This is a genomic window from Amycolatopsis sp. lyj-23, assembly GCF_046549135.1.
Classification (GTDB): domain Bacteria; phylum Actinomycetota; class Actinomycetes; order Mycobacteriales; family Pseudonocardiaceae; genus Amycolatopsis.
Genome location: NZ_JAJPWN010000009.1, coordinates 174,080 through 200,476 on the forward strand (window position 1 = coordinate 174,080; position 26,397 = coordinate 200,476).

Below are 26,397 nucleotides of genomic sequence, written 5' to 3' on the forward strand. Positions count from 1 at the left end.
TCAGATGAACAGCTCGGCAGTGTGTTTTCCGACACCGAGGGCGCGCACGTGAGCGAGATCATCCGAGGTGTCGACGTCGCTGCGCAGGGTCGGCAGCGGTTGCGCCAGCGCGACGGCACCGGAAGCGGCGTGCCGTCCCGCGGACCCGGGCCCGAAGCGCGGATCGAGCGGCGCGCCGGGCGCGGCCAGCAGCAGGGTGGTCCCGGTGCCCTGCCGATCGGCGACGAAGGCCCGCCGCCCGGCGGCCTCGACGAGGGCGGCGGCGAGATCGCCGGCGCTGAGCGCGGGAAGATCGGCTTGCAGCGCACCGACGACGGCTCCCGGATCGTCGGCTTTGAGCAGGGCTTCGCCGTGCCGGAAGGCGGCGTTGAGGGTCTTCTCGGCGGGTTCTTCGACGATTTCGACCCCGAGTTCGCCCAGTTCGGCGACGGCACCGGGATCGGCGGCGACGAGCAGGACGCGCCGGACGTGCGCGGTCGAGACGACGGCGGCGAGGGTGTCCTTGGCGAGCGCGAGGACGAGGCCGGGATGGCGGTCGGTTTCGACGGCACCGCGCAGCCGCGACTTGCCGTCGCGGGGGTGTTTCATCGGCACGACCAGATCCACGTCCACGTGTCCATCTTTACCGGAAAGCTTTCGCCGGTGTCGGCGGGTCGGCCGGGTTGTCCACAGGCGACGGGGGTTGTGGACAACTCGGGGGGTGGTGGGGGTTGGGGGCGGGGTTTTGTCGGGTGGGGGCGATAGCGTCGAAATCGGGGGTGCCCCGTTGGGGGATGGCGGCCCCCTTGGGAGGGCGGGCTGTGTGTGGGGCGGGCTGTGTGTGGGGCGGGCTGTGTGTGGGGCGGGCTGTGTGTGGGGCGGGCTGTGTGTGGGGCGGGCTGTGTGTGGGGCGGGCTGTGTGTGGGGCGGCTTCCGCCGCGTTGGATCGGCCTCGCGCCGAACTGGTACGAGTTCGGTGGTCCGGTGGCACGCGACCAGCCGGGGGCCACTCAGGGCGTGCAGCTCGTGATCCCGCGCACACGGCCCGGTTCCCGGCCAAGCCGGACCTGCCGAACCTACGGCCCTCGACCGGCCCGCGGACCAGACCAACCGCGCTCGCACCCCGCCGAACCGATCCGGCAAGCCGCAGCCCAGCCACGATCCAGCCACCCGATCCGCGGGCCCGGCAACCCATCACCCCAGCCGGCCCCCGCCTCGACCCGACGGACCAGGTCACCCCGCCCCACCAACGACCAGCCCACACACCCCCGCAAACCGGACACCCGACCCCGGAAACCCCTGCTCAAACCCCCCGACCCCGCCCCCCAACCGACCCTCCCTGGACTGCCCCGAGCCCGGCGCGGCAGGATCAACGCCGGATGTGACCGATGGAGGAGGAGATCGTGGCCCGGCGTGAGAAGGGCGGCTTCTGGGTGGGGCTCGCCGCCGTACTGTTCTACCCGCTCACCGCCATTGGGCGGCGGGTCTACGTCGGGGCCGAGAAGATTCCGCGGCAGGGGCCCGCCCTGCTCGTCATGAACCACATCTCGCACTTCGATCCCGCCGTCGACGCCGTCTTCGTGCACCGGCAGAAGCGGGTTCCGCGGTTCCTCTTCAAGGAGAGCCTGCTGCGCGCGCCGATCCTCGGCCCGATCGTCGGCGGGTCCGGGCAGATCCCCGTCTCGCGGGGGTCGGCCGCCGCCGGGGACAGTCTCAAGGCCGCTCACCAAGCCCTGCAAGACGGGAAGATCGTCGTCATCTACCCCGAAGGCACCATCACCAAGGACCCGGCCGGCTGGCCGAAGGAGTCCTTCACCGGCGCCGCGCGGCTCGCGCTGCAGAACGACGTGCCCGTCATCCCCATCGCGCGGTGGGGCACCAGCCAGATCTTCAACGGCTACACGAAGAAGTTCACGCCCTTCCCGCGCAAGACCATCACCCACTCCGTCGGCGACCCGATCGACCTGTCCGCCCACCGCGGCGGCAACACCCGCAGCGCCACCAAGCTGCGCGAAGTCACCAAGGTCATGATGGACGAGGTGACCCGGCTCCTCGCCGAAATCCGGCACGAAGAACCGCCCGCGACCAAGCCGGAGGACCCCGCCTGATGCGCACCGACGTGCAGCGGGTCACCGTGCTCGGGGCCGGCTCCTGGGGCACCGCCTTCGCCAAGGTGCTCGGCGACGCCGGCCGGGACGTCACCGTGTGGGCGCGCCGGGAGCAGGTCGCCGAGGACGTCCGTGAGCGGCACACCAACAGCGCCTACCTGCCCGGCGTGACGCTGCCGGAGACGATCACCGCCACCAGCGACCCCGCGGAAGCGCTGCGCGATGCCGACGCCGTCGTCCTCGCCGTGCCCAGCCAGAGCCTGCGGGCCAACCTGACGGCGTGGCGCGCCCTGCTGCCGCCCGAGGCCGTCCTGGTCAGCCTGGCCAAGGGGGTCGAGCTCGGCACGCTCAAGCGGATGAGCGAGGTGATCGGCGAGATCGTCGGGATCCCGGCCGGCGAGGTCGTCGTCGTCACCGGGCCGAACCTGGCCAAGGAAATCGCCGCCGGGCAGCCGTCGGCCTCCGTGCTGGCCTGCGCCGACCACGAACGCGCCGTCGCGATCCAGCGCGCCTGCGCCAACTCCTACTTCCGGCCCTACACCAACACCGACGTCGTCGGCTGCGAGCTCGGCGGCGCCTGCAAGAACGTCATCGCGCTCAGCACCGGGATGGCCGCCGGCCTCGGCCTCGGCACCAACACGATGGCCACGCTCATCACGCGCGGGCTGGCCGAGATGGCCCGGCTCGGCGCGAAGCTCGGCGCCGACCCGCTCACCTTCGCCGGGCTCGCCGGCGTCGGCGACCTGGTCGCGACCTGCTCGTCGCCGCTTTCGCGCAACCGCACCTTCGGCGAACGCCTCGGCCGCGGCGAGACCCTGGAACAGGCGCAGGCGGCCACCGGCGGGCAGGTCGCCGAGGGCGTCATGTCGTGCTCGTCGATCCGGGCGCTGGCGCAGAGCCTCGGGGTCGACATGCCGATCACCGACGCCATGCACCGCGTCTGCCACGAGGGCGTCGACCCCCGGCGGGCGGGCGCCGAGCTGCTCGGGCGGTCCCAGAAGCACGAGTGGTCCTGACCCTCCCGGCACGTGGGACGGCTTGACCGGGTGGGAAGCGGCTGGGACTCTGATCGCATGTTCGCGCACGAGACGACTCAGCCGCGGGGCCGCACGGCCCTCCGCGCGGGCGTGTGCGCGTGTCGCTGTTGTCGGTGAACCCAGCCCCGGCCCAGCTCGACGCATTCTTCCCGTGAGGACCTCCCATGTTCGCCGTTCCGGACAACACCCTGCTGCGTCCCGAAAACCCCGCGCTGCGCCACCCCGTGCGCGTCGCCCTCGAGATCGCCGCCGACCGCGACCGCTGGCGCCACCTGCTGCGCTACGACCCCGACGAGCGCTTCGCGACGCTGGTGTCGCAGGACGAGCGTGAAGAGGTCTGGCTGATGAGCTGGCTGCCCGGCCAGCGCACCGACCTGCACGACCACGCGTTCGCCAGCGGCGCCTTCACCGTGGTCGGCGGCCACCTGACCGAGGCCGTGGCCCGCCGCGCCCCGGACGGCCGCGCGGTCACCGAGCTGCACGCCCTGTCCGCGGGGCAGTCGCGGGTGTTCGGGCCGGGGTACGTGCACGAGGTCCGCAACGACGGGCCGGACCCGGCCATCTCCGTCCACGTCTACCGCGACGCGGGCCGCGCGATGCGGCCGTACCACCTCGACCCGGTGGACGGCCCGATCCCGGGCTGACGGTTTCAGTCCAGGTCGCCGCGCCGGCGGAACTCGCGCTCGATCGCGTCGCGGTCCGCGCCGGACGCCAGCAGCGTGTGCAGCAGGATCCGGGACTTCCGCGCGTCCAGCCAGCCCGCCATGGTCGCGCCCAGCGCGATGAGGCTGGACTCCGAGCCGTGGAAGGCGTACGTCGAGCGCAACGTCGGCCCGGCTCCGGTCCGCGACGCCACCACGACCGGGATCGAGCGCACCAGCCGCGCCACGACGTCGGCCGTCGCGGACGACACGTGTCCCGCACCGGTCGCGGCGATCACCACTCCGCGCACGCCCGGCTGGGCAGCCGCGTGCGCCAGCACCGCGCCCGAGTCGTCGAGGCCCGCTTCCACCACCGGGACCAGGCCGCCGAAGTCGTCGCCCGCCAGCGCGGGCGGCCGCGGCGGTGACGGGTGGAACCAGTGCACGGCGTGCTCGACGACCATGCCCAGCGGCCCGGCGGGCGCCGACGAGAACGCGTCCAGCCGGCTCGAATGCGCCTTCCGCACCCAGCGTGCCGCGTGGACGTCGTCGTTCAGCGTCACCAGCACGCCCCGGCCCCGGCTGCGCGGGTCGGCCGCCACGGTCAGGGCGTTGCGCAGGTTGGCCGGGCCGTCCGGGCTGAACAGGCCGGCGTTGCGCATCGCCCCGGTGACCACCACCGGGATCTCCGACGGCCAGGTCAGTTCGAGGAACCAGGCGGTCTCCTCGAGGGTGTCCGTGCCCTGGACGACGACGAACCCGTCGGCGTCTTGCCGCAGCCCCCAGTCGCGGCAGCGCAGCAGCGTCGCGAAGTCCAGCGACGCGCTGCCGACGCCGGCCAGCGTCTCGGCCAGGACGTCCATCGGCAGGTCGCCGAGGCCGCCGAGCAGGTCGGCGGCGCCGAGCCGCGGGACGGCCCCGCCGCCCCGGTTCTCCGGAGCCATCGAGATGGTGCCGCCGAGGGTCGCGACCGCTAGCAAAGGCATGCGGCCACCCTATTCAGCCGTCTTGACGGCCTGGAGCGTGTAGCTCGCCGCGAGCCGCGACGGTGTGTCCTCCAGCCGCCATTCGCCGGTGGCCTCCTCGAGCACCATCTGCCCGGGCAGCGCGTTCCACGGCACGCTGTCGTGCTCGGTGAACGCGGTCAGCGCGAGGCCGTTTTCCAGCAGGGCCGTGATGAGCTCGCCCAGCGAGTGGTTCCACGAGTGGGTGACGGTGTGCCGCAGCGGCCGGTCGACGGCGACGTAGGTCCCGGGGTCGTCGAAGACCAGCGGCTCGGCGTGCTCGAAGTACGGGTACCGCGGCACCGCCGGGTCGTTCTCGTCCAGGGTGCCCAGCATCGGGTGCCCCTCCCGGACGAACAGCCGCCCGCCCGGCCGCAGCAGGCCGGCGACCACCGACGCCCAGCGCGCCACCGACGGCAGCCAGCACAGCGCGCCGATCCCGGTGTAGACCAGGTCGAACCGGCCGGCGCCGAGCACCTCGACGGCGTCGTGGACGTCGGCTTCGTGGTAGCCGATCGACGCGCCCGCCGCCGCGGCGAGGCGCCGGGCCTCCGCCAGAGCCGCGCCCGAGAAGTCCAGGCCCGTCACGGCCGCGCCCAGCCGGGACAGCGACACCGTGTCCGTGCCGATGTGGCACTGCAGGTGCACCGCGCGCAGCCCGGCGAGGTCGCCCAGCCGCGGGAGGTCGAACCGCACGACGTCGCTCAGGTGGGCCGGGTCCGCGGCGAACCGGTCGAAGGCGTAGTCCGGCGATGCCGCGTGCAGCACCGCGCGGTCGTCCCAGTTGGCCTTGTTGACGGCGAACGAATCCGTCACGACGTCGCCGCCCGCTCGGCCGCGCTGCGCAGCACGCAGAACTCGTTGCCCTCCGGGTCGGCGAGCACCGCCCAGCCCGTTCCGCCGGGCTTGCGCAGGTCGTTCACCAGCGTCGCGCCCAGGCCCAGGATCCGCTCGACCTCCTCGTCGCGCGGGCCGTCCGGCTGCAGGCACACGTGGAGGCGGTTCTTCACCGTCTTCGGTTCCGGGACCCGGAGGAACAGCAGGTCGATGCCGCCTTCGAGGGCGATGCCCACTTCGTCGTCGCCGGGGGCCACGGTGTCCGGGATCGGTTTGCCGGTGACCTCGCTCCAGAACCGGCACAGCCGGTACGGGTCGGCGCAATCGACGGACACGTGCAGGACGGACGACGGCATGGCACTCCTCGAAGACGGCTACGGCCCGAGTCTGGCCGAGTCACCCCGGGCAGAGCCAACGATTTCAGGACGCCAGCGCCAGCCCCGCCGTCCGGTGCACGCGCCGGCTGTCGTCGACGATGAGGATTTCGCAGTCCGGCCGGTCGGCCGCCCAGGTGATGCCTTCCTCGCCCATCGCGAACGCCGCCGTGGCCAGCGCGTCCGCCGTCACCAGGTCGCCGGCCACGACGGTGACGCTCATCAGGCCCGTCGCCGGGGTGCCGGAGCGGCCGTCGAGGATGTGGGAGCCGCGCTCGTACGCCGCCGACGTCGCGATCGCGCCGTTGCGGGACTCCAGGACCGCGCACACCGCCAGGGGCTGCTCGGGGTGGCGCACCCCGACCCGCCACGGGCGCCCCGGCTGGGGCTCGCCCGCCGTGACGACGTCGCCGCCGGCGTTGAGGCAGAACGTCGTCGCGCCCTCGGCCTTCAGCAGGTCGGCCGCGCGCTGCACCGCCCAGCCCTTGACGACCGCGCAGGGGTCGAGACCGCGGCCCGGCAGCCGCGCGCGGAACGCCCCGCCGGAGAGCTGCTCGTAGTACGCGCAGAGCTCCAGCACCTCGATGAGGTCGTCGCTCAGCTCGGCAGCTGTCAGCTCGCCGCGGTCGTAGCGGCTGACCTCGCTGTCCTCCTTGAACGGGCTGAACCGCGCGTCGACGTCGCGGAACCACGCGAAGACGTCGTCGACGACCTCGGCGAAGTCGCCTTCGTCACGCAGGTCGAGGGAGATCGGCAGGCCCATCACCTGTTCGACGCGGTTCGTCATCGGGCGCCTCTCGCGTCGATCGCGGCCTGCAGGGACTTCTTGTACGACTCGCTCGTTTCGGTCGCGCCGGTGATCGTGTCGATGGCGGCGCTCTGCGCGTTGATCGCTTCCTCCTGCAGCTTCGGCAGGGCGGTGAGCGACCGGCCGCTGTCCGGGGCCTGCAGCAGGGTGATGGCGGTGAGCCGGGCGCCGGTGAACGTCACCTGCACCTGCACGGTGCCGTAGCGGCTCGACTCCGCGCTGCCGCGGGTGATCACCGGCTCGGTCCTGGTGCTCCGGGTGGACGGCGGCGGCGAGGTGGCCGGTGCCTCCGATGTGGACGGAGCCGGACCGGCCGAAGTGGACGGAGACGGCGAGGTGGTGGTCGCCGGAGCGGCCGATGTGGACGGTGCGGTGACCGGCGGCGGCGGTGCCTGGGCGACGGCCGAGGTGTGCTGCACCGGTCCCGGTTCGAACCGCCAGACCGAGATGAACCCGGCGATGGACAGCGCGACGACGAAAATGGTCTTCTTCACCACGTCCCCCTAGGCCGCGAGGCTGAAGCGTTCGGCGTGGACCTGGGAGTTCGGCACGCGCAGCTCGCGCAGGCTGCGCAGCACGGCCGAGGTCATCCCCGGCGGCCCGCAGACGAACACGTCCCGCTCGTGCACGTCCGGCACCATCATGTGCAGGTTCGCCGGCCCGAGCATCACCCCGCGCGGCCCGACCGCCTGGTCCGGTCCGGTGAGGAGGCTCACGACCGCGCCGCGGGCCCTGGCCAGTTCGTTCAGCTCCGGCAGCAGCACCGCGTCGGCCTGGTTGCGGACCCGGTACAGCACGACGACGTGGCCGTCGATGTCCTCCAGCAGCGCGCGGATCGGGGTGATCCCGACCCCGCCCGCCACGAGCAGCGCGTTGGGCCGCCGCTGGTGGATCGTCGTGAAGGCGCCGTACGGGCCTTCGGCGAACACGCGCGTCCCGACGCGCAGGTTGCGCAGCCCCGCGCTGGACTCGCCGAGCGCCTTCGCCGTCAGCCGCAGGGAACGGCCGTCCGGCGCGGCCGAAAGCGAGAACGGGTTGGCCTGCCACCAGCGGTCCTTCGTCAGGAACCGCCACAGGAAGAACTGCCCCGCCTTGGCCGGCATCTTGTCCAGGTGCTTGCCGGACATGTACACCGAGACGACGTCCGGCGACTCGGACACCACGGCCGTGACGCGCAGCTGGTGGCGCAGGTTCCGCCACAGCGGCAGGACGACGCGCCCGGCGAGCACGGTGGCGCCGGCGCCGAGCCAGAGCGTCCACCAGTACGCCTTCGCCGGCTCCGAGCCGGCGAACGACTGGCCCAGCGCGATCTGGTGGGTGAACGCCAGCAGCACCGCGGCGTAGGTGTAGAGGTGGATGAAGTGCCACGTCTCGTAGGCCAGGCGCTTGCGCGCGAACTTCGCCGAGGCCGCACCGACGACGAGGATCACCGCGAAGGCGACCAGCGCCCGCAGGATCCCTTCGAGCGTGTCGGCCATGTCGACCAGCTCGTCGACGACACCCTTGTTCGAGACCTCCGCGTAGCCCATGGTGATGAACACCAGGTGCGCCAGCAGGGTCCAGAGGATCGTGAAGCCGGTCCAGCGGTGCCACGTCGTCAGCCGGTCCATCCCGAGCCTGCGGTCCAGCCAGGGCAGCCGGGCCACCAGCAGGAGCTGGAACGCCATCGCCAGCGCGCCGTACAGCCCGGCGAGCCTGCCGATGGTGATCAGCACGTTCTGCGAAACGCCGGCTTGCACGAACAGGAGCGTCACGGCGGCCACGTTGGCGCCGAGGAAGAGGAAGAGGCCGGATTTCGCGGCGATCCGGGGGCGGATCGCCGGGCGCGCGGCCTCGGCGGTCTGCGTCATGGTGGTCACACGGATTCCCGTTCGGTTCGGTTCACGAAGGCCAGCCTCGCCGCGCAGGCTGTGGCGAGCCTGGGTGCCGGCTGTCGGAATCCTGTCGGCCCCCGGTTCCGCCTCGCCCGGCCCGCCGGGGGCGGGAGAAGATACGAAGGTGCAGAGCTCCGACCCCGTGCGCCTGCTCGTCGTCGACGACGAGCCGCACATCGCCGACCTCGTCGCCACCGTCGCCCGGTACGAGGGCTGGGAGGCGGTCACGGCCGGCACCGGGCAGGCCGCGCTCGGCCGGGCCGCGGAGTTCGCCCCGGACATCGTCGTGCTCGACCTGATGCTGCCCGACCTCGACGGCTTCACCGTGCTCGACCGCCTGCGCGAGGGCGGCAACGCGGTGCCCGTGGTCTTCCTCACGGCGAAGGACGCGACCGCCGACCGGATCGCCGGGCTCACCCGCGGGGGTGACGACTACCTCGTGAAACCGTTTTCGGTCGAAGAGCTGATGGCGCGGCTGCGGGCGGTGCTGCGGCGCAGCGCCGGGGTCGCGCACCAGCCCGAGGCGCGCGGGGCCGTCCTGCGGGTCGGCGACCTGACCCTGGACGAGGACACCCGCGAGGTCCGCCGCGGCGGCGTCCCGGCCGAGCTGACCCCGACCGAGTACGAGCTGCTGCGCTACCTCATGCGCCGCTCGCCCGCGGTGCTGACCAAGGCGCAGATCCTCGACCACGTCTGGGAGTACGACTTCGGCGGCCGGTCCAATGTGGTCGAACTGGTCATCTCGCACCTGCGGCGCAAGGTCGACGCGGGCGGCGGCGAGCCGCTGATCCACACCGTGCGCGGCGTCGGCTACGTCGTGCGGCAGGTCCACCGGTGAGGCGCTGGTTCGAGGCGTGGCGGCGCTCGCGGCTGGGCACCCGGATCACCCTCGGCCTCGGCGCGCTCGCGCTGGTGGTGTTCGCCGCCGTCGGCGTCACGACGGTCGGGATCATGCACGGCTACCTCGACCGGCGGCTCGACGAGCAGCTGTCCAAGAGCCAGAACACGCAGCTGCCGCTGCTGCGCGAGACGCACGGCTCGCCGCAGTCGGTGTACTCGTGGTACTCGGCGCTCTACAAGGTCTCCGGCGGCGTCGCCGTGCCGGAACCGGGCGGCAAGCTGCCGGGGGACGCCGGGCAGCTGGCGAGGATCGCCGCCGAAGCCGTGCACGGCGACGTCACCCGGGACATCTCGCTGCCCGGCGACGGCCCGTACCGGGTGCGCGCGTGCCCGGTCGACCCGGACTCGGTGCTGCTGTCGGCCGCGCCGCAGAAGGACCTCGACGGCACGGTCCGGCAGCTGGTCTGGGTGGAGGTCGCCGCGTTCGCGCTCGCGCTGGGCGTGCTGGTGGTCGTGGGACGGCTGGTGCTGCGCCGCGGCCTGCGTCCGCTGGCCGACATGGCCGGCACCGCGCACGACATCGCTTCGCACGACCTGACCGCGAACCCGGACCTGCCGGTGCGCGCGGCGGGCACCGGCGGCGGCGCCGAAGTCGAGGAGCTGCGGACGGCGTTCAACGTGATGCTCGCCCACATCGACACGTCACTGGCGGCCAAGACGGCGGCCAACGAGCGGCTGCGGCGGTTCGTCGCGGACGCCTCGCACGAGCTGCGGACGCCGCTGACGTCGATCCGCGGGTACGCCGACCTCTTCCGCTACGCCGCGGCGAACGAGCCGGCCGAGCGCGAGGCGCACCTGGCGAAGATCCGCGAGGAGACCGCGCGGATGACCGTGCTCGTCGACGACCTCCTGCTGCTGGCCCGCCTGGACGCGCGGGCCGCCGAGACGCCGTTGCGGCCCGAGCGCGTCGACCTGGCCGAGCTGGCCGGGGACGCGGCGGACGCGTTCGCCGCCGGCCGGCCGGACCACCCGCTGACGTCGGCGCTTACGACGGCTTTCGTGGACGCCGACCCGGTGCGGCTGCGGCAGGTGCTGGACAACCTGCTGGCCAACGCGGCCGTGCACACCCCGCCCGGGACGTCGGTGCACGTCTCGGTGGCGGCTTCGGGTGGTCACGCCGTGGCGCAGGTGACCGACACGGGGCCCGGGATCGCCGCGGGGGACCAGGAGCGGATCTTCGACCGGTTCTTCCGCGTCGACGACTCCCGCACCCGCGGCAACGGCGGCACCGGGCTCGGGCTGTCGGTGGTCCAGTCACTGGTCACCGCGCACGGCGGCACCGTGTCGGTGTCTTCGGTACCGGGCCGGACGACCTTCAGCGTGCGGCTGCCGCTCGCGCGCTGACGTGCGCCGGCGTGGTCCAGCCGGGGGAGAGGTCTTCGGACGGCTCAGGCGTGCCGTAGACCGTCCGCACCGGCAGCACGCCGGCCCAGGCGGTGTCGGCTTCGACGTCCTCGGGCTCGTCGTCGGGGCCTTCGGCGCGCATCTTCACCGACGCCTCGGCGAGGTCCAGCGCGAGCACGGACACCGCGGCGAACTCCTTGGCGTTGACCTCGCGCGCGTGCTCCCAGGAGCCGGGCGCGAGGTGGTCGGTCAGCACCTTCAGGCCGTGCATCTTCGCGTCGGCGTCGAGGACCGGCTTCGCCTGGCCGAGGATGACGGCGCTGCGGTAGTTCATCGAGTGGTTGTTGACCGAGCGCGCGTAGACGATGCCGTCGAGGAGGGTGACGGTCACGCAGACGTCGAGGCCGTGCGCGGCGGTGCGGAGGCTGGCCGCACCGGTCGAGCCGTGCAGGTAGAGCGTGTCGCCGTCGCGGCCGTAGCCGGTGGGCAGGACCAGCGGCACGCCGTCGCGGACGATCCCGAGGTGGCAGATCAGGCCTTCGTCGAGAACGGCGTGCAGGGCCGAGCGATCGGTCACCGCGCGGTGCCTCTTGCGGCCGAGCGTGGTGCGGGGCGTGGTCGACAACATGCGACCAGCGTCTCCCGGGACAGTGGCCTCGGAAAACGGCCACTTCTCGTACACTTGGGAAGTCCACTCTGGCAGGAGGTGCCCCGTGACCGACACCGCACTCCCGGTGAGCCTCGACCGGTCGGCGGTGACGCCGCTGGCGGTGCAGCTGGCGGACGCGCTGCGCGAAGCCGCGGCGAGCGGCCACCTGCGCGGCGGCGACCGGCTGCCCTCGACCCGGGCCTTGGCCGGGCGGCTCGGCGTCAGCCGCACGGTGACGTCGGCGGCGTACGAGCAGCTGCACGCGGAGGGCTGGATCGCCGGCCGCCACGGCTCCGGCACGTACGTGACGACTCCGCCTTCCTCGTCGGCTTCGGAGGTGCCGGCGCCCGCTGTCCCGGCTCCGGAGCTCGTTTCGCCGTCGTTGCTGGACCTGGGCCCGGGCACGCCGTGGGCGGCGGGGCTGGACCGAGCGGCCTGGCGCCGGGCGTGGCGGGCGGCGGCCGACCCGGAGCCGCTGGTCCGCGCCCACCGCGCGGGGCTCCCGGAGTACCGCGCGGCGGTGTCGGAGCACCTGCTGCGCCACCGCGGGCTGGCGGCGGGCTCGGTACTGGCGACGGGCGGCACGACGGCGGCGGTGGTCGAGCTGGCCGCGGCGGTGCTGGAGCGCGGAGACGTCGTGGCCGTCGAAGAGCCCGGCTACCAGCGGGCGGTCCAGGCGTTCCGGCGGGCGGGCATGCGGGTGGTCGGGGTACCGGTGGACCTCGAGGGGCTGCGGCCGGACTTCGTCCCGGAGGGCGCACGGGCGGTGTACTGCTCGCCGGCGCACCAGTACCCGATGGGCAGCAGGCTGAGCGCGGCCCGGCGCGTCGCCCTGGTGGAGCGGGCGCGCGCATCGTCGATGCTGGTGATCGAGGACGACTACGACGGAGAGCTGCGCTTCGACGTGGCGCCGCTGCCGATGCTGGCTTCGCTGGCGCCGGACGTGGTGGTCCACTTGGGGACGACGTCGAAGATCTTGACCCCGACGCTGGGGGCGGGCTGGATGGTGGCGCCGGAGGCGATCACTTCGGCGGTGCTGGCGTACCGCGACCTGACCGGAACGCGCCCGTCGCCCGCGGGGCAGCGCGTGCTGTACGAGTTCGCGCGGAACGGTGATCTGGGCCGCCACCTGCGGAAACTGCGGCGTGAGATGGCGGAGCGGCGGACTTTGCTGGCGGCGGCGCTGTCTTCGGCGGGCATCCCGATGCGGGGTGACGACGCGGGAGCGCATCTGGTGGTGCCGTTTTCCTCGGCCGCGGTGGAGGCTTCGGTGATCGCGGCGGCCGAGCGGCGGGGGATCCGGTTGGACGGGTTGTCGCGGCACTTCGCCGGGGAGCCGTCGGCTTTCGGGGTGGCGATCGGGTATGCGGGGTGTTCGCGGGAGGCCTTGGCGGCGGCTTTGCCGACGTTGGTGTCTTTGCTGCGGTGATGGGTTGTGTCTTCCGCGGTGAGTGTCTTGCGGAGCCTGCCCGGCTGAGCGCAGCTCGGCGGACGCGGCTTGAAACCTGAGTGGGAAGACGAGCGACCCCACCGAAACCAGCCCACCCCGAACAACACCCCACCAACCCCCGCGACCTACCGGACGCATCACCCCCGTCACCGGTTGCGCTCACCGCTCGGTACCGCCCACCCACCGCACCGGGCTCGGCCGTTCCGCGAGGTCACCGGGTACGGTGGCTCACCATGAGCGAGAAGATCCGGGTCGCGGTCGTGTTCGGCGGGCGCAGCAGCGAGCACACCATCTCGTGCCTGTCCGCGGGCAGCGTCCTGGGCCACCTCGATCCCGAGCGGTTCGAGGCCGTCCCCGTCGGGATCACCCGGGAAGGCCGGTGGGTGCTCGGGTCCGGGGACTCCGCCCAGCTCGCCATCCGCGGCCGGGAACTGCCCTCCGTCGACGACGGCAAGGGGCTCGTGCTCGCCGGGGATCCCTCCAGCCAGGGCCTCGTCGCCGTGGAACCCGGGCGGGAAAGCGAAATGCTGTCGCGCGTCGACGTCGTCTTCCCCGTCTTGCACGGGGCCTTCGGCGAGGACGGCACCATCCAGGGCCTGCTCGAACTCGCCGGCATCCCCTACGTCGGGCCCGGGGTGCTCGCCAGCGCCGCCGCCATGGACAAGGAGACCGCCAAGAAACTCCTTGCCGCCGAAGGGCTTCCGGTCGGGACCTACGCCGCGCTCAAGCGGGGTCAATCCACTTTGGACGACGCCGACCGGGAAAACCTCGGTCTTCCCGTTTTTGTCAAGCCCTCGCGGGCCGGGAGCTCCGTCGGCATCTCGCGCGTCGCCGACTGGGCCGGGCTCGACGCCGCCATCGAACTCGCGCGCGCCACCGATCCCAAGGTGCTCGTCGAGGCCGCCGTCGTCGGGCGGGAGGTCGAGTGCGGTGTCCTCGAGTTCCCGGACGGCCGCGTCGAAGCCTCGCTGCCGGCCGAGATCCGCGTGCTGTCCGAGGACGAAAACGCCTGGTACGACTTCGAAACCAAGTACCTCGGCGACGACGCCGAACTCGACATCCCCGCCAAGCTCGACGACGCCCTCACCGAGAAGCTCCGCGCGATGGCCGTCGAAGCGTTCCGGGCCCTGGACTGCCAGGGGCTCGCGCGCGTCGACTTCTTCGTCACCGAAGACCACGAGCTGATCATCAACGAGGTCAACACCATGCCCGGCTTCACGACGAAGTCCGCCTACCCGAAGATGTGGGAGGTCACCGGCATGGACTACGCGACCCTGCTGACCACCCTCGTCGAGACGGCGATCGCCCGGGGTACGGGCCTGCGCTAGGAAAAGCGCAGCGGCTTCGCGGGCAGCTTCGCCGCGACGGTGTCCGAGATCTGCTGCAGCGGGCCCGTCCCGGCGCTGTCCGGCACCGTCAGCGCCGCGTAGACCTCGCGATCGACCACGTACCACGTCGACGCGCCCTCGCCCGGCACCTGCAGCCACTGCACGCCGTTCACCAGCCGCAGCTGCGCCGACGGCGTCAGCTCCGGCGGCCGGTCCAGGCCGCAGCGCAGCACCAGGGGATCCGTCGTGCCCCAGGCCACCGTGGCCGGCGGCGCCGGGGACGCCAGCGAACGCAACTTCAGGGAAGCGCCGTTCGACGTCAGCTCCGTCGGCACGGCGCCGAGCAGCGTCGTGCACCCCGGCGACCCGGCGAAGGGCGCGGGCACCGGCACGAGCGGCAGGGGACCGGAGTCCGCGGAATCCGCGGGAGGCCGGGTCAGCGCGAACACGGCGATGGCGACCGCCAGGGCCACGGCGAGCGCCGCCGCCGTGACGAGCACCACCCTGGGCGGAGCACCGGTGTCGGAGTCAGGCACGCCGACCACTACACCACTCGCTACAGGTGCACCACCGGGCAGGTCAGCGTCCGCGTGATGCCCTCCACGTTCTGCACCTTCGCGACCACGAGCTGACCCAGCTGGTCGACGTTGTCGGCGGCCGCGCGGACGATCACGTCGTACGGTCCGGTGACATCCTCCGAGCTGGTCACACCCGGGATGCTGGAGATCTCGGCAGCCACCGCGGCCGCCTTGCCGACCTCGGTCTGGATGAGGATGTATGCGTGGACCACGGCGCGCCCTTTCGTCGGGATCTTGTCGCTCAAGGTAGGAACGTCATCAGCAACGTATCGCCAGCTCACGGAAAAACATAGGGCATCCGACTATCGGTGATCGATCTTTGTCCCGGTAGAGAAAGCAGAGGTGACCGGTGTCACCGAACGACGGAACGGTCGCCGAGACCGGCGAGTTCGCGCTCATCCGAGCCGTCACCGAAGGACGGCGCCAGCCCCCGGGCACGCTGCTCGGCCCGGGCGACGACGCCGCGGTCGTCGCCGCCCCGGACGGGCGGGTGGTCGCCAGCACCGACGTGCTCGTCCAGGGCGTCCACTTCCGGCTCGACTGGTCCACCCCCGAGCACGTCGGGCGCAAGGCCGTCGCGGTCAACCTGGCCGACATCGCCGCCATGGGCGCCACCCCGACCACCGTCCTCGTCGGACTCGCCTGCCCGCCCGACACCCCGCGCGAAGTCGTCACCGGCGTGGCCGACGGCATGTGGGCCGAGGCCGGCCGCGCCGGCATCGGCGTCTCCGGCGGCGACATGGTCCGCGCCGACCAGCTCGTGATCAGCGTCACGGCGCTCGGCGACCTCGGCGACCGCGAGCCGGTGACGCGCTCGGGCGCCCGGCCCGGCGACGTCGTCGCGGTCAACGGGCGGCTCGGCTGGGCCGCCGCCGGCCTGGCCGTGCTCGGCCGGGGCTTCCGGTCGCCGGTCGGCGTCGTCAACGCCCAGCGCTGCCCGGAACCGCCCTACGAAGCCGGTCCTCGCGCCGCGCTGGCCGGGGCCACGGCCATGATCGACGTCTCCGACGGCCTGCTCGCCGACCTCGGCCACATCGGCGAGGCCTCCGGCGTCGGCATCGACGTGCGCACCGCCGACCTCGACGTCCCCGCGCGGCTCACCGAAGTCGGCGCCGCCCTGGGCGCGGACCCCCTGGACTGGGTGCTCACCGGCGGCGAGGACCACGCGCTGGCGGCCACCTTCCCGCCGTTCACCGAGCTGCCGGACGGCTGGCGCACCATCGGCGTCGTCACCATGCCGGACTCCGGGATCACCGTCGACGGGAAGACGTTTTCCCGAGAAGGCGGCTGGACGCACTGGCGCTGATCTAGGCTCGGGAAGCGTGAGAATCGTTCCGGTCCCCTACGACCACCCTGACGCGGCCAAGCTCATGACCGCGGTGCAGCAGGTGTACATCGAGCGCTACGGCAGCGAAGACATCACCCCGATGAGCCCGGCGGACTTCGACCCGCCGCAGGGCCTGTTCCTCGTCGGCTACCAGGGCGAGGAGGCGGTCGCGTGCGGAGCGTGGCGCGCCCACGACGGCCCGGAGCCCGACTTCCGGCCGGGTGACGCCGAATTCAAGCGGATGTACGTCTCCGACGCCGCGCGCGGGCGCGGCTTCGCGCGGATGATCCTGTTCGAACTGGAACGCACGGCGGCGCTGTCCGGCCGCAAGCGCGCGGTCCTGGAGACCGGGACGAAGCAGCCGGAAGCGATCGCGCTCTACACGTCGTCGGGCTACACCGAGATCCCGCACTTCGGCGTCTACAAGAACGAGCCGGAAAGCCGCTGCTTCGGCAAGGACCTCACCTCGGTGTGAGCCGCAGCAGGGCCGCCGCGTGGGGCCGCAGGGACGCCGACACGGCCGTCCCGGCGTCCCGGTGGGCCCACAGGTCGCGCACCCGCCAAGCGCCGGGGATCGACGCGGAAACGGTCGCGGTGGTGCTGCCGGTGTTGAGCAGCACCACCGCGAAACCGCCGTCGCTCAGCGGTTTTCCCCACACCTGGTAGCCGGGGCCCGCGGCGAGCCGACGGCCCTGGCCGCCCGCGAAGTCCTGGTCGACGGCGATCGCTTCGGCGTTGCCGAGCGTCGCGAGGTCGGTGGCGCTCAGCTTCGCCGGGTCGGTGCCGGCGAACAGCGGCGCGTTCAGCACGGCCCAGACGCTGAAGTGCGCGCGGGCCTCATCGGCGGTGAGGGTGCCGTTGCCGACCTGCAGCATGTCCGGGTCGTTCCAGCCGCCGGGCGAGCCGCTGTGCACGGCGACGGCGGCCTGCTGGTCGATCGTGGCGAGCACCGAATCCCAGGTCGGGACCAGGTCGTAGGTGGTGCGCCACAGGTTCGCCACCGGCCGCGCCCAGGTCCACGGGCTGGAGACGCCGTACTCGGAGATCGCGTAGACGATCGGCCGGGGCAGCGCGGCCAGTTCGTCGCGCATCTTCTCGAACGCGGCCTTCCGGTCGAGACCGTCCACGGTGTCGGCGTTGCACCAGTCGTACTTGAGGTAGTCGACGCCCCAGCGGCCGAACGTCTCGGCGTCCTGGCGCTCGTGGCCGAGCGAGCCGATGCCGGCCGCCGGGTAGGCGTCGTTCGCCATGGCGCACGTGCGGCTGCCGGGCACGGCGTAGATGCCGAACAGCAGGCCGCGGGAGTGGACGTAGTCGGCGAGGTCGGCGATCCCGTGCGGGAACCGCGCCGGATCCGCCTGTAGCGAGCCGTCGGCGGCGCGGGCCGGAGCCTGCCAGCAGTCGTCGACGACGACGTACTGGTAACCCGCGTCACGCAGGCCGGTGTCGGCGAGCGCGTCGGCGGCACGCTTCACGACGTCCTCGGTCAGGTCGTAGCAGCGGACCTGGTTCCAGCTGTTCCAGCCCATCGGCGGCGTCCCGGCCAGTCCGTTCGCGAGCGCCGGGGTCACGACGGGCAGGCTGAGCAGCCACGTCAGCACGACGAGGAGGAGGACGAGCAGGCTGGTCTTCGGCTTGGCGGCGATGGCGTGATCCAATCGCACCGGAAGTGAAACCGCAGTCACCCGGAGGCGGCATGGCCATCTACGCGCTCGGTGATCTCGAACCGACGATCCACCCCGACGCCTACGTCCACCCGGACGCGACGGTGATCGGCGACGTCCGGATCGGCGCCCACGCGTCGGTGTGGCCGCAGACCGTCCTGCGCGGCGACCACGGCTACATCGAGATCGGCGAGCGCTCCAACGTCCAGGACGGCTGCGTCCTGCACTGCACCCGGCGGCACCCGACGATCCTCGGGCCGTCGTCGGCGATCGGCCACGCCGTCCACGTCGAGGGCGCGACGATCGGCACCGGCTGCCTCATCGCGTCCGGTTCGGTGGTGCTGAACGGTTCGGTCATCGAGGACGGCGGCATGGTCGGCGCGGGCGCGGTGCTCTCCTACGGCTCGCACGTCAAGACCGGCGAAATCGCGCTGGGCGTGCCGGGGAAGGTGCGCGAGAACACCTCGTTCGGGCCGGAGAACATCGCGCTGGTCGTGGATTCCTACGTCGAACGGGCGAAGCGGTTCAAGGCGGAGCTGAGGCGGCTCGACCCGCTCGGGTGACGCCGGCCACGCCCGGTAGGCTTGCGCGCCGTGACCGCACGACCGCTGCAGGACATCGTCGAGGCAGGCTGGGCGAAAGCCCTCGAACCGGTGGCGCCGCAGGTCGCCGCGATGGGGGAGTTCCTCCGCGCGGAGATCGCCGCGGGCCGCACCTACCTGCCGGCGGGTGAGCACGTGCTGCGGGCGTTCCAGCAGCCGTTCCACGACGTCCGGGTGCTGATCGTCGGGCAGGACCCGTACCCGACGCCGGGACACGCGGTGGGCCTGAGCTTCTCGGTGGCGCCGGACGTCCGGCCGATCCCGAAGAGCCTGATCAACATCTACAAGGAGTACACCGAGGACCTCGGCCACCCGCTGCCCTCGAACGGCGACCTGACGCCGTGGGCCGAGCAGGGCGTGCTGCTGCTCAACCGGTCCCTGACCGTGGAGCCCGGGAAGTCGAACTCGCACCAGGGCAAGGGCTGGGAGGCGGTCACCGAGCAGGCGATCAAGGCCCTCGCGGCCCGGTCGGAGCCGATGGTGGCGATCCTGTGGGGCCGCAACGCCCGCAACCTGCGGCCGATGCTGGGTGACGTCCCGTGCATCGAATCCGCGCACCCGAGCCCGCTGTCGGCGCACAACGGCTTCTTCGGTTCGCGGCCGTTCAGCCGGGCCAACCAGCTCCTGGAGCAGCAGGGCGCGGCGCCGGTCGATTGGAAACTTCCCTGAGGGTCGTGTCCGGATCCGCGTGACGGCTCCGACCGAGGGGAAACGAACCCTTTCCGGAGGAAAACATGAACGTCACCTCGGCCGACGGCACGACCATCTGCTTCGAGCAGCGCGGCGACGGCCCGCCGGTGATCCTGACCGGCGGCGCGTTCAACGACCGGACGACCACGGTGGGCCTGGCGGAGGTCCTGGCCGGTGACTCCACGGTGGTCAACTACGACCGGCGGGGCCGCGGGGACTCCGGTGACGCCCCGGAGTACGCCGTCGAGCGGGAGATCGAGGACCTCGCGGCGCTGATCGCGCACCTGGGCGGGACGGCGTCGGTGTTCGGGCACTCCTCGGGCGCGGTCCTGGCCCTCGAGGCGGCCGCGGCGGGCATCGGGATCGACCGCGTGGTGGCGTATGAGCCGCCGTACGCGACCGACGAGCACCCGCGGGCCGATGTCGTCGACGAGGTGCGGGCGCAGCTGGCGGTGGGGGACCGCGATGGCGCGGTGGCGACGTTCCTGCAGGTCGCGGGCACGTCGGCGGAGATGATCGAGGGGATGAAGTCCGCGCCGGTGTGGGGCTGGTTCACGGCGCTGGCGCACACGCTGCCGTACGACCTGACGATCGTCGGCCCGGACGCCCGCCCTTCGGAGAACCTGGCCCGCATCCGGGTGCCGGCGCTGGTGATCGGCGGCGGCGCGAGCGACGACGCACTCCAGTCAGGCGCCCGCGCGGCGGCCGCGGCGGTGCCCGGCGCCCGTCACGAGACCCTCGACGGCCAGGACCACGGCGTCCTCCAGTACCCGGAGACGCTCAAGGAGCTGCTGACCGATTTCCTGAAGTAGACATGAAAATGGCGGGTGCTCTCGCGAGCACCCGCCATCCCCAAACTTCGCTGCAGCGTCAGCCCCGGACGACCTTGCCCGCCTTGATGCAGGAGGTGCACACGTTCAGGCGCTTGCGCTGGGACACACCCACCTTGGCGTGGACGGTCTGGATGTTCGGGTTCCACCGGCGGTTGGTACGGCGGTGGGAGTGCGAGACCGCCTTGCCGAAGCCCGGTCCCTTGCCACAGACGTCGCACACGGCAGCCACGTCGAACTCCTTTGGATCTGGGTCATAGAAATGAGCCCAGATGCACTGGGCAACTCGACCATAGTAACTACTGCGATCGAGGGCCCCGGCACCGGGTCGATACGCTGCCCGGGGACCGGGTAGGAGGTTACGGGGTGCGGGTGCTGGACGCGGTGGCGGTGTCGGCCTGGGCGGCGGGTTGTGTGCGCAGCCTGGCGAGCCTGCGGCCGGCCATCGACGGCATCAACGTCTACCCCGTCGCCGACTCCGACACCGGCTCCAACATGCTCTTCACGATGACCGGCGCGGCCCGCGAACTCTCCGAAGCGACGCCGGAAACCGCGGCCGAAGCGCTCAAGGTCCTCGCGCGCGGGGCCGTGGCCGCCGCCAAGGGCAACTCCGGTGTCATCCTCTCGCAGGTCATCCGCGGGCTCGCCGACCGCGCCGAAGGCGACCTCGACGGCCCGTGGCTGGCGCGGGCCCTCGGGCACGCCGACGAGGTTGCCACGGGCGCCGTCAGCCGCCCGGTCGCCGGGACCATCCTGACCGTCCTGCACGCCGTCGCCCTCGCCGTCCGCGGCGACACGAGCCCGCTGCCCGAGATCGCCGCGAAAGCCGCGAAAGAGGCCGCGCACGCGCTCGAGAAGACGCCGGAGCAGTTGCCCGCCCTGGCCAGGGCCGGGGTCGTCGACGCCGGCGCCCGCGGCCTGGTCGCGGTGCTCGACGCGCTGGTCGGGGTGCTCACCGGCGCCCCCGTCCAGCAGGAGCACGCCCTCGAAGTCCACACCGATAGCGCCGAGGCCTACGCCTGGGAGGTCATGTACCTCCTCGACGGCGTCGACGAGGCGAGCCTGCCGACCCTGCGCAAGGAGCTCAGCGGCCTCGGCGACAGCGTCACGGTCGCCGGCGACGGCTCGGGCAGCCACGCCGTGCACGTCCACTGCGCCGACATCGGCGCCGCCATCGAGGCCGGGCTCACCCTGGGCCGCCCGCGCCGGATCCGCGTCGAGCCGCTGCTCACGCCGACGCCGATCGAGCCGGGCGGCGGGATCGACCGCACGGTCGTCGCCGTCGTCCACGGCGGGGCGCTGGCCGAGCTGCTGCGCGCCGAAAGCATCCCGGTGCTGGCCGTGCCCGAGGGCGGGACCCCCAGCGTCGAAGACATGATCGGCCTGCTCAACGAGGCCGCCGGGCAGCAGGTGACCGTGCTGCCCGGCAGCGCCGCCCTCACCGCCGCGGCCGACGCCGCGGCCGGGCACGCCATGGCCGCCGGCCGGGACGTCGTCGTCATCCCGTGCGCATCGCCGGTGCAGGTCATGGCCGCCCTCGCCGTGCACGACGCCGGCCGCCGCACCAACGACGACGTCGTCGCGATGGCCGAAGCGGCCGCCGCGACCAGGCGTGGCGAACTGCGGATCGCGCAGGAGGAGTCGCTAACCTGGGTGGGCCGGGCCCAGTCCGGCGACGTGGTCGGCCTGGTCGACGACGAGGTGGTGCTGATCGAGCCCGCGCCCGCGTCCGAGACCAACTTGGTCGCGGCCGCGATGAAGGTGCTGAACCGGATGCTGGCGCTCGGCGGCGAGCTGGTGACCGTGCTCAGCGGGGCGGCGGCCCCGCCGGGGGTCGCCGAGGAGCTCGCGGAGCAGTTGCGGGTGGAGCACCCCGAGGTGGAACTGGCCGGCTACGCCAGTGGCCAGGCGGACGCCGTGCTGCTGATGGGAGTCGAATAGCGGATGGCCGGACTGCGCGACAAGCTGCCGTTGCTGCTGGGCGCCAAGACGGCGAAGGCGCTCGCCACGTCGTTGGACATCGAGACGGTCAGCGACCTGCTGCGCCACTACCCGCGCCGCTACGCCGAGCGCGGCGAGCTCACCGACATCCACGGCCTGGAGCTGGGCGAGCACGCCACCGTGCTGGCGCGCATCGAAAAGGTGAGCAAGCGGCGGATGAAGGCACGCAACGGGACCATCCTCGACATGGTCATCACCGACGGGAAACGCCGGCTGACCTGCGCCTTCTTCAACCAGGCGTGGCGGGAGAAGGACCTCGTCCCCGGCAAGACCGGCCTGTTCGCCGGCAAGGTGTCCGCCTTCCGCGACACGCTGCAGCTGACCAACCCCGAGTACGAGCTGTTCGAGGCCGACCGCGCCGAGGAGGCGATGGACGACTTCCTCGCCGCCATCATCCCGGTCTACCCGGCGGCGCAGGGCATGCCGACCTGGTCGATCGCCAAGTGCGTGCGCCAGGTCCTCGACGTCCTCGAGGTCGACGACGACCCGATGCCCGCGGAGCTGCGGCGGCTGCACAAGCTGGCCGACCTGGACAACGCGCTGCGCGGCATCCACCGCCCGGAGAACTGGGCGCACCTGGAGGCGTCGAAGAAGCGGCTCAAGTGGGACGAAGCCATGGCCGTCCAGCTGATCTTCGCGCAGCGGCGGCACTCGGCGATCTCGCGGCCGGCGAAGGCGAACCCGCACGTCAGCGGCGGTCTGCTGGACGCCTTCGACAAGCGGCTGCCCTTCGACCTCACCGCGGGCCAGCGGGGGATCGGCGACGAGATCGCCACCGACCTCGCGTCCGAGCACCCGATGAACCGGCTGCTGCAGGGCGAGGTCGGCTCGGGCAAGACGGTCGTCGCGCTGCGGGCGATGCTGCAGGTCGTCGACAACGGGCGGCAGGCCGCGATGCTGGCGCCGACCGAGGTGCTCGCCGCGCAGCACGCGCGGTCGCTGCGGGAGATGCTCGGCGACCTCGGCCAGGCCGGCGAGCTCGGCGCGGCGGAGAACGCCACGCGCGTGACGCTGCTGACCGGGTCGATGGGCGCGAAGGAACGCAAGAAGTCGCTGCTGGAGATCGTCAGCGGGGAAGCGGGCATCGTCGTCGGCACGCACGCGCTCATCCAGGACCACGTCGAGTTCGCCGACCTCGGCCTCGCCGTCGTCGACGAGCAGCACCGGTTCGGCGTCGAGCAGCGGGACGCGTTGCGCACCCGCGGCGCCGGCGACACGAGCCCGCACGTGCTGGTCATGACGGCGACGCCGATCCCGCGCACGGTCGCGATGACCGTCTACGGCGACCTGGAGGTGTCGGCGCTGCGGGAGATGCCGGTCGGGCGGTCGCCGATCGCGACCACGGTCGTGCCGGTCGCCGAGAAACCGGCGTGGTTCGAGCGGATCTGGCAGCGCGTCCGCGAGGAGGTCGGCAAGGGCCACCAGGCGTACGTCGTCTGCCCGCGGATCGGCGACGAGCCGCCGTCGGACAAGAGCGACAAGCGGCCGCCGCTGGCGGTCCTCGAAGTCGCGCCCGAGCTGGAGCACGGGCCGCTGCAGGGCCTGAGGATCGGCGTGCTGCACGGCCGGATGCCGCCCGACGACAAGGACGCCGTGATGCGCGCGTTCTCGGCGGCCCAGCTGGACGTCCTGGTGGCCACCACGGTGATCGAGGTCGGCGTGAACGTGCCGAACGCGACCGCGATGGTGATCATGGACGCCGACCGCTTCGGCGTCAGCCAGCTGCACCAGCTGCGCGGCCGCGTCGGCCGGGGCAGCGTGCCGGGGCTGTGCCTGCTGGTCACCGAAACCCTCGACGGCACGGCGACCCGCGAGCGGCTGGCGGCGGTCGAGTCCACGACGGACGGCTTCGAGCTGTCGCGCCTGGACCTCGAGCTGCGCCGCGAAGGCGACATCCTGGGCGCGGCCCAGTCCGGCAAGCGCTCGACGCTGAAGCTGTTGTCGCTCCTGCGGGACGAAGACGTCATCGCCGCGTCCCGGGAGAGCGCGCAGGAGATCGTCGAGAAGGACCCGGAGCTGAAGAAGTACCGCGGGCTGGCCCAGATGGTCGGCGACGTCGTCGACGTCGACCGCGCGGAGTACCTGGAGAAGAGCTGAGCGGGCGCGTCACCCCGGGAGAGTGCCGCCGGTTGCGGTGAACACGCCGGCTTTCGCGGCCGCCGCGGCGGCTTTCGCGGCGACGCCGGCGTCCTCCGGCGTCACGCCTTCCCGGGAGACGAACAGGCGGTAGAAGACCGGCCCGCACGCCACCCGGATCACCTCGACGGCGTCGGTGCCGGGCGGGACCTCGCCGCGGTCGATCGCGCGGTGGACCGCGGCGGCCGAGCGGGCGTGGCGGTCGACGTAGAACTCCTGCAGGGCGCCGGCGGCGCGCGCGGAGAGGAACGCGGCCGAGATCGACGCCGTCGGGAGCTCGCGTTCGCCCGGCGTGGTGAAGTAGCGGACCAGCTCCAGGTTGATCGCGCGCAGGTCGCCTTCGAGCGACCCGGTGTCCGGGGCGGCCCACTCCTGCTCGGTGCCCATCAGCAGGGCGGCCGCGACCAGGCCCTCGGCGGACTCCCAGCGGCGGTACAGCGTCGTCTTGTGGACGCCGGAGCGTTCGGCCACCGCCTCGACGGTCAGCTCCGCGTACCCGCGTTCGCCGAGCAGCGCGAGGGTGGCTTCGAGCGCGGCGAGGCGGGTCCGCTCGGTGCGGCCGCCGGGGCGCTTGGTCCCGGAAATCTCAGTGGCCAACTGCTACTCCTGTTGCGTTAGTGTGCTCAGTATGACAGGAACCGTCGCCGTTGCGGAAATCGCCGAACTGATCGGGGACGCCGAGGTCGTCGCGATCGGGGAGAACAACCACCACATCCGCGAGTTCGGTGTGCTGCGGGACCGCCTCCTGCGCCACCTCGTCACCGAGTGCGGGTTCACCGTGCTCGGGTTCGAGGGCGGCTTCCCGGAGGGGCACCTGGTCGACGCGTGGCTCCAGGGCGGCCCGGGTGAGGTCGCCGACGTCGCGCGGGACGGCTTCACCTTCGGCCTCGGCGACTCCGCCGAGGTGCACGAGATGCTGACCTGGCTGCGCGGCCGCGGCGTCCGGTTCTTCGGCCTCGACGTCCCGGGCTCGGCGGGCTCGCCGGTGCCCGCGCTGCAGGCGCTGCGTTCGGAGGTCCGGCGCGTGGACCCGGCCAACGTGTCCCTTGTGGACGCGGCGTTGGCGGCGTGCGAGCCGTACGCGTCGGTGAGCAGCGCGGTCGCGCCGGGGCGGTACGCGGCGATGAGCGCAGAGGCGCGGGATGCCGCGACGACGGCGCTGACCATCCTCAAAGGACACGTGGAGTCCCTTGGTTACGGTGGCGTCGCCGTGCACCACGCGGAAGGTGCGCTTCGGGTGGACCTGTACCTGCGGGAGCTGGCCGCGCTGATGGCAGGCCACGCGCCCGAGCCGCAGAGTTCGTCGCGGGACACGTACATGGCGGCCACGGTGCGGCTGCTGCGGCGGCAGTTCCCCGGCGAGAAGATCGTGCTGATGCTCCACAACGGACACCTCCAGCGCATCCCGTTCTCGCCGATGCCGGGCATGACGGCGCCGTCGGCGGGCACGCACCTGGCCGCGGAGCTCGGCGATCGCTATTTCGCGCTGGCTTTGACCGCCGTCTCGGGGACGACGACCGGTCTGGCACCCGACCCGGCGTTCCCGCTGGGCTTCCGGATGTTCGAGCAGGCCCTCGACGCGTCCGCGGAAGGCAGCGTCGAGGCGTTGCTGGCATCGCGGGCACCGTGCGTGGCCGAGCACCCGGCGGCCGCGGCCGTCCGGCACGCGCACCTGAGCCCGGCGGTGGACGTCGCGGCGGCGTTCGATGCGGTGGTCTGCCTGGAGAAGCAGGAAACGATCTTCGGCGGCGGCGCCGGGTAGGTGAGCCCGTTCGGCTGATTGCCGCAGCCGGGGGCCGAAGCCGTCCGTCGCCGCGAGCAGGGCAGCCACCCAGGCCGAAGCGCCGCACCCCGTGGTCACCCAGGCCACCGCGGCGAATTCTTTGCAACCCGCGGCCCGGGCCGCCAGTTCCCGCGATCCCGCCGCCGTCTTCCTCGACCTGCTCGCCGTCTTCGCCGCCGGGGCCGGGGCCCGGTGGCTCGTCCGGCGGCAGCTCGGCATCCGGCGGGCCGGCCGGGCCGCGATGGCGCTCGGCCTGCTCGGCGCGGCCGGCCTCGTCCCCGGCCGCGGTGCTCGCCGGCATCACCGGGGCGGCCCGGTTCGCCGCCGGCTGGTCCGGTGCCCTCTCGGGAACGTCGTCGCCGTCGGGAAGCCGGAACCCGAGGGCGCGAACCTCGCCGGGCTGGTCGTCTACGGGAGCTCGTGGCCGGCGTGCTGATCGTCCGGAATCAGCCG

General features: G+C 72.7%; 29 protein-coding genes. 16 read left to right on the forward strand and 13 right to left on the reverse strand.

The features are described from left to right. The gene (gene cofC / locus ACLJPY_RS23420) at positions 1-612 is read right to left on the reverse strand and encodes a 2-phospho-L-lactate guanylyltransferase (protein ID WP_410591476.1); all 612 of its coding nucleotides are present in this window, start codon (positions 610-612) and stop codon (positions 1-3) included. Positions 613-1,367: 755 nt separating this feature from the next. Here cofC and ACLJPY_RS23425 point away from each other — a divergent pair. From ACLJPY_RS23425 to ACLJPY_RS23435, 3 genes are all read left to right on the forward strand, one after another. Beyond that, on the forward strand, positions 1,368-2,087 hold the full coding sequence (locus ACLJPY_RS23425; RefSeq protein ID WP_410591478.1) for a lysophospholipid acyltransferase family protein: 720 nt from the start codon (positions 1,368-1,370) through the stop codon (positions 2,085-2,087). Continuing rightward, on the forward strand, positions 2,087-3,103 hold the full coding sequence (locus ACLJPY_RS23430) for an NAD(P)H-dependent glycerol-3-phosphate dehydrogenase (RefSeq protein ID WP_410591480.1): 1,017 nt from the start codon (positions 2,087-2,089) through the stop codon (positions 3,101-3,103). The genes ACLJPY_RS23425 and ACLJPY_RS23430 overlap by 1 nt, the downstream gene beginning before the upstream one ends. 185 nt (positions 3,104-3,288) lie before the next feature. After that, positions 3,289-3,768, forward strand: a complete 480-nt coding sequence (locus ACLJPY_RS23435) for a cysteine dioxygenase (protein WP_410591481.1) — start codon at positions 3,289-3,291, stop codon at positions 3,766-3,768. Positions 3,769-3,773: 5 nt separating this feature from the next. On the opposite strand, the gene ACLJPY_RS23440 is transcribed toward ACLJPY_RS23435, so the two are convergent. The 6 genes from ACLJPY_RS23440 to ACLJPY_RS23465 form a co-directional block, all read right to left on the reverse strand. After that, complete coding sequence (locus ACLJPY_RS23440) at positions 3,774-4,751, reverse strand: asparaginase (RefSeq protein WP_410591483.1); 978 nt, start codon at positions 4,749-4,751, stop codon at positions 3,774-3,776. A 9-nt stretch (positions 4,752-4,760) separates the two neighbouring features. Further along, a complete protein-coding gene (locus tag ACLJPY_RS23445) occupies positions 4,761-5,585 on the reverse strand; it encodes a class I SAM-dependent methyltransferase (RefSeq protein ID WP_410591485.1) in 825 nt (274 codons plus the stop codon). Further along, a complete protein-coding gene (locus ACLJPY_RS23450; RefSeq protein WP_410591487.1) occupies positions 5,582-5,962 on the reverse strand; it encodes a VOC family protein in 381 nt (126 codons plus the stop codon). Before ACLJPY_RS23450 ends, ACLJPY_RS23445 begins: the two co-directional genes overlap by 4 nt. A gap of 64 nt (positions 5,963-6,026) precedes the next feature. Next, positions 6,027-6,767: an FAD:protein FMN transferase gene (locus tag ACLJPY_RS23455; RefSeq protein ID WP_410591489.1), complete on the reverse strand. Its 741-nt coding sequence runs from the start codon at positions 6,765-6,767 to the stop codon at positions 6,027-6,029. Then, positions 6,764-7,282: an FMN-binding protein gene (locus tag ACLJPY_RS23460; RefSeq protein ID WP_410591491.1), complete on the reverse strand. Its 519-nt coding sequence runs from the start codon at positions 7,280-7,282 to the stop codon at positions 6,764-6,766. The genes ACLJPY_RS23455 and ACLJPY_RS23460 overlap by 4 nt, the downstream gene beginning before the upstream one ends. Before the next feature lie 9 nt (positions 7,283-7,291). Next, the gene (locus ACLJPY_RS23465) at positions 7,292-8,638 is read right to left on the reverse strand and encodes a ferric reductase-like transmembrane domain-containing protein (RefSeq protein WP_410591851.1); all 1,347 of its coding nucleotides are present in this window, start codon (positions 8,636-8,638) and stop codon (positions 7,292-7,294) included. A 148-nt stretch (positions 8,639-8,786) separates the two neighbouring features. Between ACLJPY_RS23465 and ACLJPY_RS23470 the strand changes: the two genes are divergently transcribed. Together ACLJPY_RS23470 and ACLJPY_RS23475 are read left to right on the forward strand one after the other, a co-directional pair. Continuing rightward, a complete protein-coding gene (locus tag ACLJPY_RS23470; protein ID WP_410591493.1) occupies positions 8,787-9,500 on the forward strand; it encodes a response regulator transcription factor in 714 nt (237 codons plus the stop codon). Further along, positions 9,497-10,906 carry a sensor histidine kinase gene (locus tag ACLJPY_RS23475; protein WP_410591495.1) on the forward strand — a complete coding sequence of 470 codons (1,410 nt, stop codon included), beginning with the start codon at positions 9,497-9,499 and terminating at the stop codon, positions 10,904-10,906. Before ACLJPY_RS23470 ends, ACLJPY_RS23475 begins: the two co-directional genes overlap by 4 nt. Here the strand turns inward: ACLJPY_RS23475 and ACLJPY_RS23480 are convergent. Beyond that, entirely contained in the window at positions 10,878-11,534 is a 657-nt protein-coding gene (locus ACLJPY_RS23480) for a pyridoxamine 5'-phosphate oxidase family protein (RefSeq protein ID WP_410591496.1), read from the reverse strand. The two genes, ACLJPY_RS23475 and ACLJPY_RS23480, sit on opposite strands and share 29 nt — an antisense overlap. Positions 11,535-11,619: 85 nt before the next feature. Here ACLJPY_RS23480 and ACLJPY_RS23485 point away from each other — a divergent pair, with 85 nt between their 5' ends. Both ACLJPY_RS23485 and ACLJPY_RS23490 read left to right on the forward strand, forming a co-directional pair. Further along, positions 11,620-12,984: a PLP-dependent aminotransferase family protein gene (locus ACLJPY_RS23485; RefSeq protein WP_410591498.1), complete on the forward strand. Its 1,365-nt coding sequence runs from the start codon at positions 11,620-11,622 to the stop codon at positions 12,982-12,984. Positions 12,985-13,238: 254 nt separating this feature from the next. Next, complete coding sequence (locus ACLJPY_RS23490) at positions 13,239-14,333, forward strand: D-alanine--D-alanine ligase family protein (protein WP_410591500.1); 1,095 nt, start codon at positions 13,239-13,241, stop codon at positions 14,331-14,333. On the opposite strand, the gene ACLJPY_RS23495 is transcribed toward ACLJPY_RS23490, so the two are convergent. Together ACLJPY_RS23495 and ACLJPY_RS23500 are read right to left on the reverse strand one after the other, a co-directional pair. Then, complete coding sequence (locus ACLJPY_RS23495; protein WP_410591502.1) at positions 14,330-14,869, reverse strand: DUF3515 domain-containing protein; 540 nt, start codon at positions 14,867-14,869, stop codon at positions 14,330-14,332. The two genes, ACLJPY_RS23490 and ACLJPY_RS23495, sit on opposite strands and share 4 nt — an antisense overlap. A gap of 20 nt (positions 14,870-14,889) precedes the next feature. Further along, entirely contained in the window at positions 14,890-15,123 is a 234-nt protein-coding gene (locus ACLJPY_RS23500; RefSeq protein ID WP_003091994.1) for an Lrp/AsnC family transcriptional regulator, read from the reverse strand. Between the two features lie 137 nt (positions 15,124-15,260). Here ACLJPY_RS23500 and ACLJPY_RS23505 point away from each other — a divergent pair, with 137 nt between their 5' ends. Both ACLJPY_RS23505 and ACLJPY_RS23510 read left to right on the forward strand, forming a co-directional pair. Then, positions 15,261-16,217 carry a thiamine-phosphate kinase gene (locus ACLJPY_RS23505; protein WP_410591503.1) on the forward strand — a complete coding sequence of 319 codons (957 nt, stop codon included), beginning with the start codon at positions 15,261-15,263 and terminating at the stop codon, positions 16,215-16,217. 16 nt (positions 16,218-16,233) lie between these two features. Next, a complete protein-coding gene (locus tag ACLJPY_RS23510) occupies positions 16,234-16,713 on the forward strand; it encodes a GNAT family N-acetyltransferase (protein WP_410591505.1) in 480 nt (159 codons plus the stop codon). Here the strand turns inward: ACLJPY_RS23510 and ACLJPY_RS23515 are convergent. Then, positions 16,700-17,902: a glycoside hydrolase family 27 protein gene (locus ACLJPY_RS23515; RefSeq protein WP_410591506.1), complete on the reverse strand. Its 1,203-nt coding sequence runs from the start codon at positions 17,900-17,902 to the stop codon at positions 16,700-16,702. The genes ACLJPY_RS23510 and ACLJPY_RS23515 overlap by 14 nt on opposite strands. 32 nt (positions 17,903-17,934) lie before the next feature. Here ACLJPY_RS23515 and ACLJPY_RS23520 point away from each other — a divergent pair, with 32 nt between their 5' ends. The 3 genes from ACLJPY_RS23520 to ACLJPY_RS23530 all read left to right on the forward strand — a co-directional run bounded on the left by ACLJPY_RS23520 (position 17,935) and on the right by ACLJPY_RS23530 (position 20,006). Beyond that, positions 17,935-18,465 (forward strand): gamma carbonic anhydrase family protein, encoded by a 531-nt coding sequence (locus ACLJPY_RS23520; protein ID WP_410591508.1) that lies wholly within the window; start codon positions 17,935-17,937, stop codon positions 18,463-18,465. Positions 18,466-18,495: 30 nt separating this feature from the next. Next, positions 18,496-19,173 (forward strand): uracil-DNA glycosylase, encoded by a 678-nt coding sequence (locus ACLJPY_RS23525; protein WP_410591509.1) that lies wholly within the window; start codon positions 18,496-18,498, stop codon positions 19,171-19,173. A gap of 65 nt (positions 19,174-19,238) precedes the next feature. Continuing rightward, positions 19,239-20,006 carry an alpha/beta fold hydrolase gene (locus ACLJPY_RS23530; protein ID WP_410591511.1) on the forward strand — a complete coding sequence of 256 codons (768 nt, stop codon included), beginning with the start codon at positions 19,239-19,241 and terminating at the stop codon, positions 20,004-20,006. A gap of 58 nt (positions 20,007-20,064) precedes the next feature. On the opposite strand, the gene rpmB is transcribed toward ACLJPY_RS23530, so the two are convergent. Beyond that, a complete protein-coding gene (gene rpmB / locus ACLJPY_RS23535) occupies positions 20,065-20,256 on the reverse strand; it encodes a 50S ribosomal protein L28 (RefSeq protein ID WP_176172341.1) in 192 nt (63 codons plus the stop codon). Positions 20,257-20,390: 134 nt separating this feature from the next. Between rpmB and ACLJPY_RS23540 the strand changes: the two genes are divergently transcribed. After that, positions 20,391-21,965 (forward strand): DAK2 domain-containing protein, encoded by a 1,575-nt coding sequence (locus ACLJPY_RS23540; protein WP_410591512.1) that lies wholly within the window; start codon positions 20,391-20,393, stop codon positions 21,963-21,965. Positions 21,966-21,968: 3 nt separating this feature from the next. Beyond that, on the forward strand, positions 21,969-24,122 hold the full coding sequence (gene recG, locus ACLJPY_RS23545) for an ATP-dependent DNA helicase RecG (protein WP_410591514.1): 2,154 nt from the start codon (positions 21,969-21,971) through the stop codon (positions 24,120-24,122). Positions 24,123-24,131: 9 nt separating this feature from the next. Here the strand turns inward: recG and ACLJPY_RS23550 are convergent, their stop codons facing one another. Then, on the reverse strand, positions 24,132-24,758 hold the full coding sequence (locus ACLJPY_RS23550) for a TetR/AcrR family transcriptional regulator (protein WP_410591516.1): 627 nt from the start codon (positions 24,756-24,758) through the stop codon (positions 24,132-24,134). A 31-nt stretch (positions 24,759-24,789) separates the two neighbouring features. Here ACLJPY_RS23550 and ACLJPY_RS23555 point away from each other — a divergent pair, with 31 nt between their 5' ends. Both ACLJPY_RS23555 and ACLJPY_RS23560 read left to right on the forward strand, forming a co-directional pair. Then, on the forward strand, positions 24,790-25,923 hold the full coding sequence (locus tag ACLJPY_RS23555) for an erythromycin esterase family protein (protein ID WP_410591517.1): 1,134 nt from the start codon (positions 24,790-24,792) through the stop codon (positions 25,921-25,923). 91 nt (positions 25,924-26,014) lie between these two features. Further along, the gene (locus tag ACLJPY_RS23560) at positions 26,015-26,380 is read left to right on the forward strand and encodes a hypothetical protein (protein WP_410591518.1); all 366 of its coding nucleotides are present in this window, start codon (positions 26,015-26,017) and stop codon (positions 26,378-26,380) included. Positions 26,381-26,397 lie beyond the last annotated feature (17 nt).

Coding starts and splice junctions, on each gene's coding strand:
- ACLJPY_RS23425 (WP_410591478.1), top strand. CDS start 1,368: ATGGAGGAGGAGATCGTGGCCCGGCGTGAGAAGGGCGGCTTCTGGGTG.
- ACLJPY_RS23430 (WP_410591480.1), top strand. CDS start 2,087: ATGCGCACCGACGTGCAGCGGGTCACCGTGCTCGGGGCCGGCTCCTGG.
- ACLJPY_RS23435 (WP_410591481.1), top strand. CDS start 3,289: ATGTTCGCCGTTCCGGACAACACCCTGCTGCGTCCCGAAAACCCCGCG.
- ACLJPY_RS23440 (WP_410591483.1), bottom strand. CDS start 4,751: ATGCCTTTGCTAGCGGTCGCGACCCTCGGCGGCACCATCTCGATGGCT.
- ACLJPY_RS23450 (WP_410591487.1), bottom strand. CDS start 5,962: ATGCCGTCGTCCGTCCTGCACGTGTCCGTCGATTGCGCCGACCCGTAC.
- ACLJPY_RS23455 (WP_410591489.1), bottom strand. CDS start 6,767: ATGACGAACCGCGTCGAACAGGTGATGGGCCTGCCGATCTCCCTCGAC.
- ACLJPY_RS23465 (WP_410591851.1), bottom strand. CDS start 8,638: ATGACGCAGACCGCCGAGGCCGCGCGCCCGGCGATCCGCCCCCGGATC.
- ACLJPY_RS23480 (WP_410591496.1), bottom strand. CDS start 11,534: ATGTTGTCGACCACGCCCCGCACCACGCTCGGCCGCAAGAGGCACCGC.
- ACLJPY_RS23490 (WP_410591500.1), top strand. CDS start 13,239: ATGAGCGAGAAGATCCGGGTCGCGGTCGTGTTCGGCGGGCGCAGCAGC.
- ACLJPY_RS23520 (WP_410591508.1), top strand. CDS start 17,935: ATGGCCATCTACGCGCTCGGTGATCTCGAACCGACGATCCACCCCGAC.
- ACLJPY_RS23530 (WP_410591511.1), top strand. CDS start 19,239: ATGAACGTCACCTCGGCCGACGGCACGACCATCTGCTTCGAGCAGCGC.
- recG (WP_410591514.1), top strand. CDS start 21,969: ATGGCCGGACTGCGCGACAAGCTGCCGTTGCTGCTGGGCGCCAAGACG.
- ACLJPY_RS23555 (WP_410591517.1), top strand. CDS start 24,790: ATGACAGGAACCGTCGCCGTTGCGGAAATCGCCGAACTGATCGGGGAC.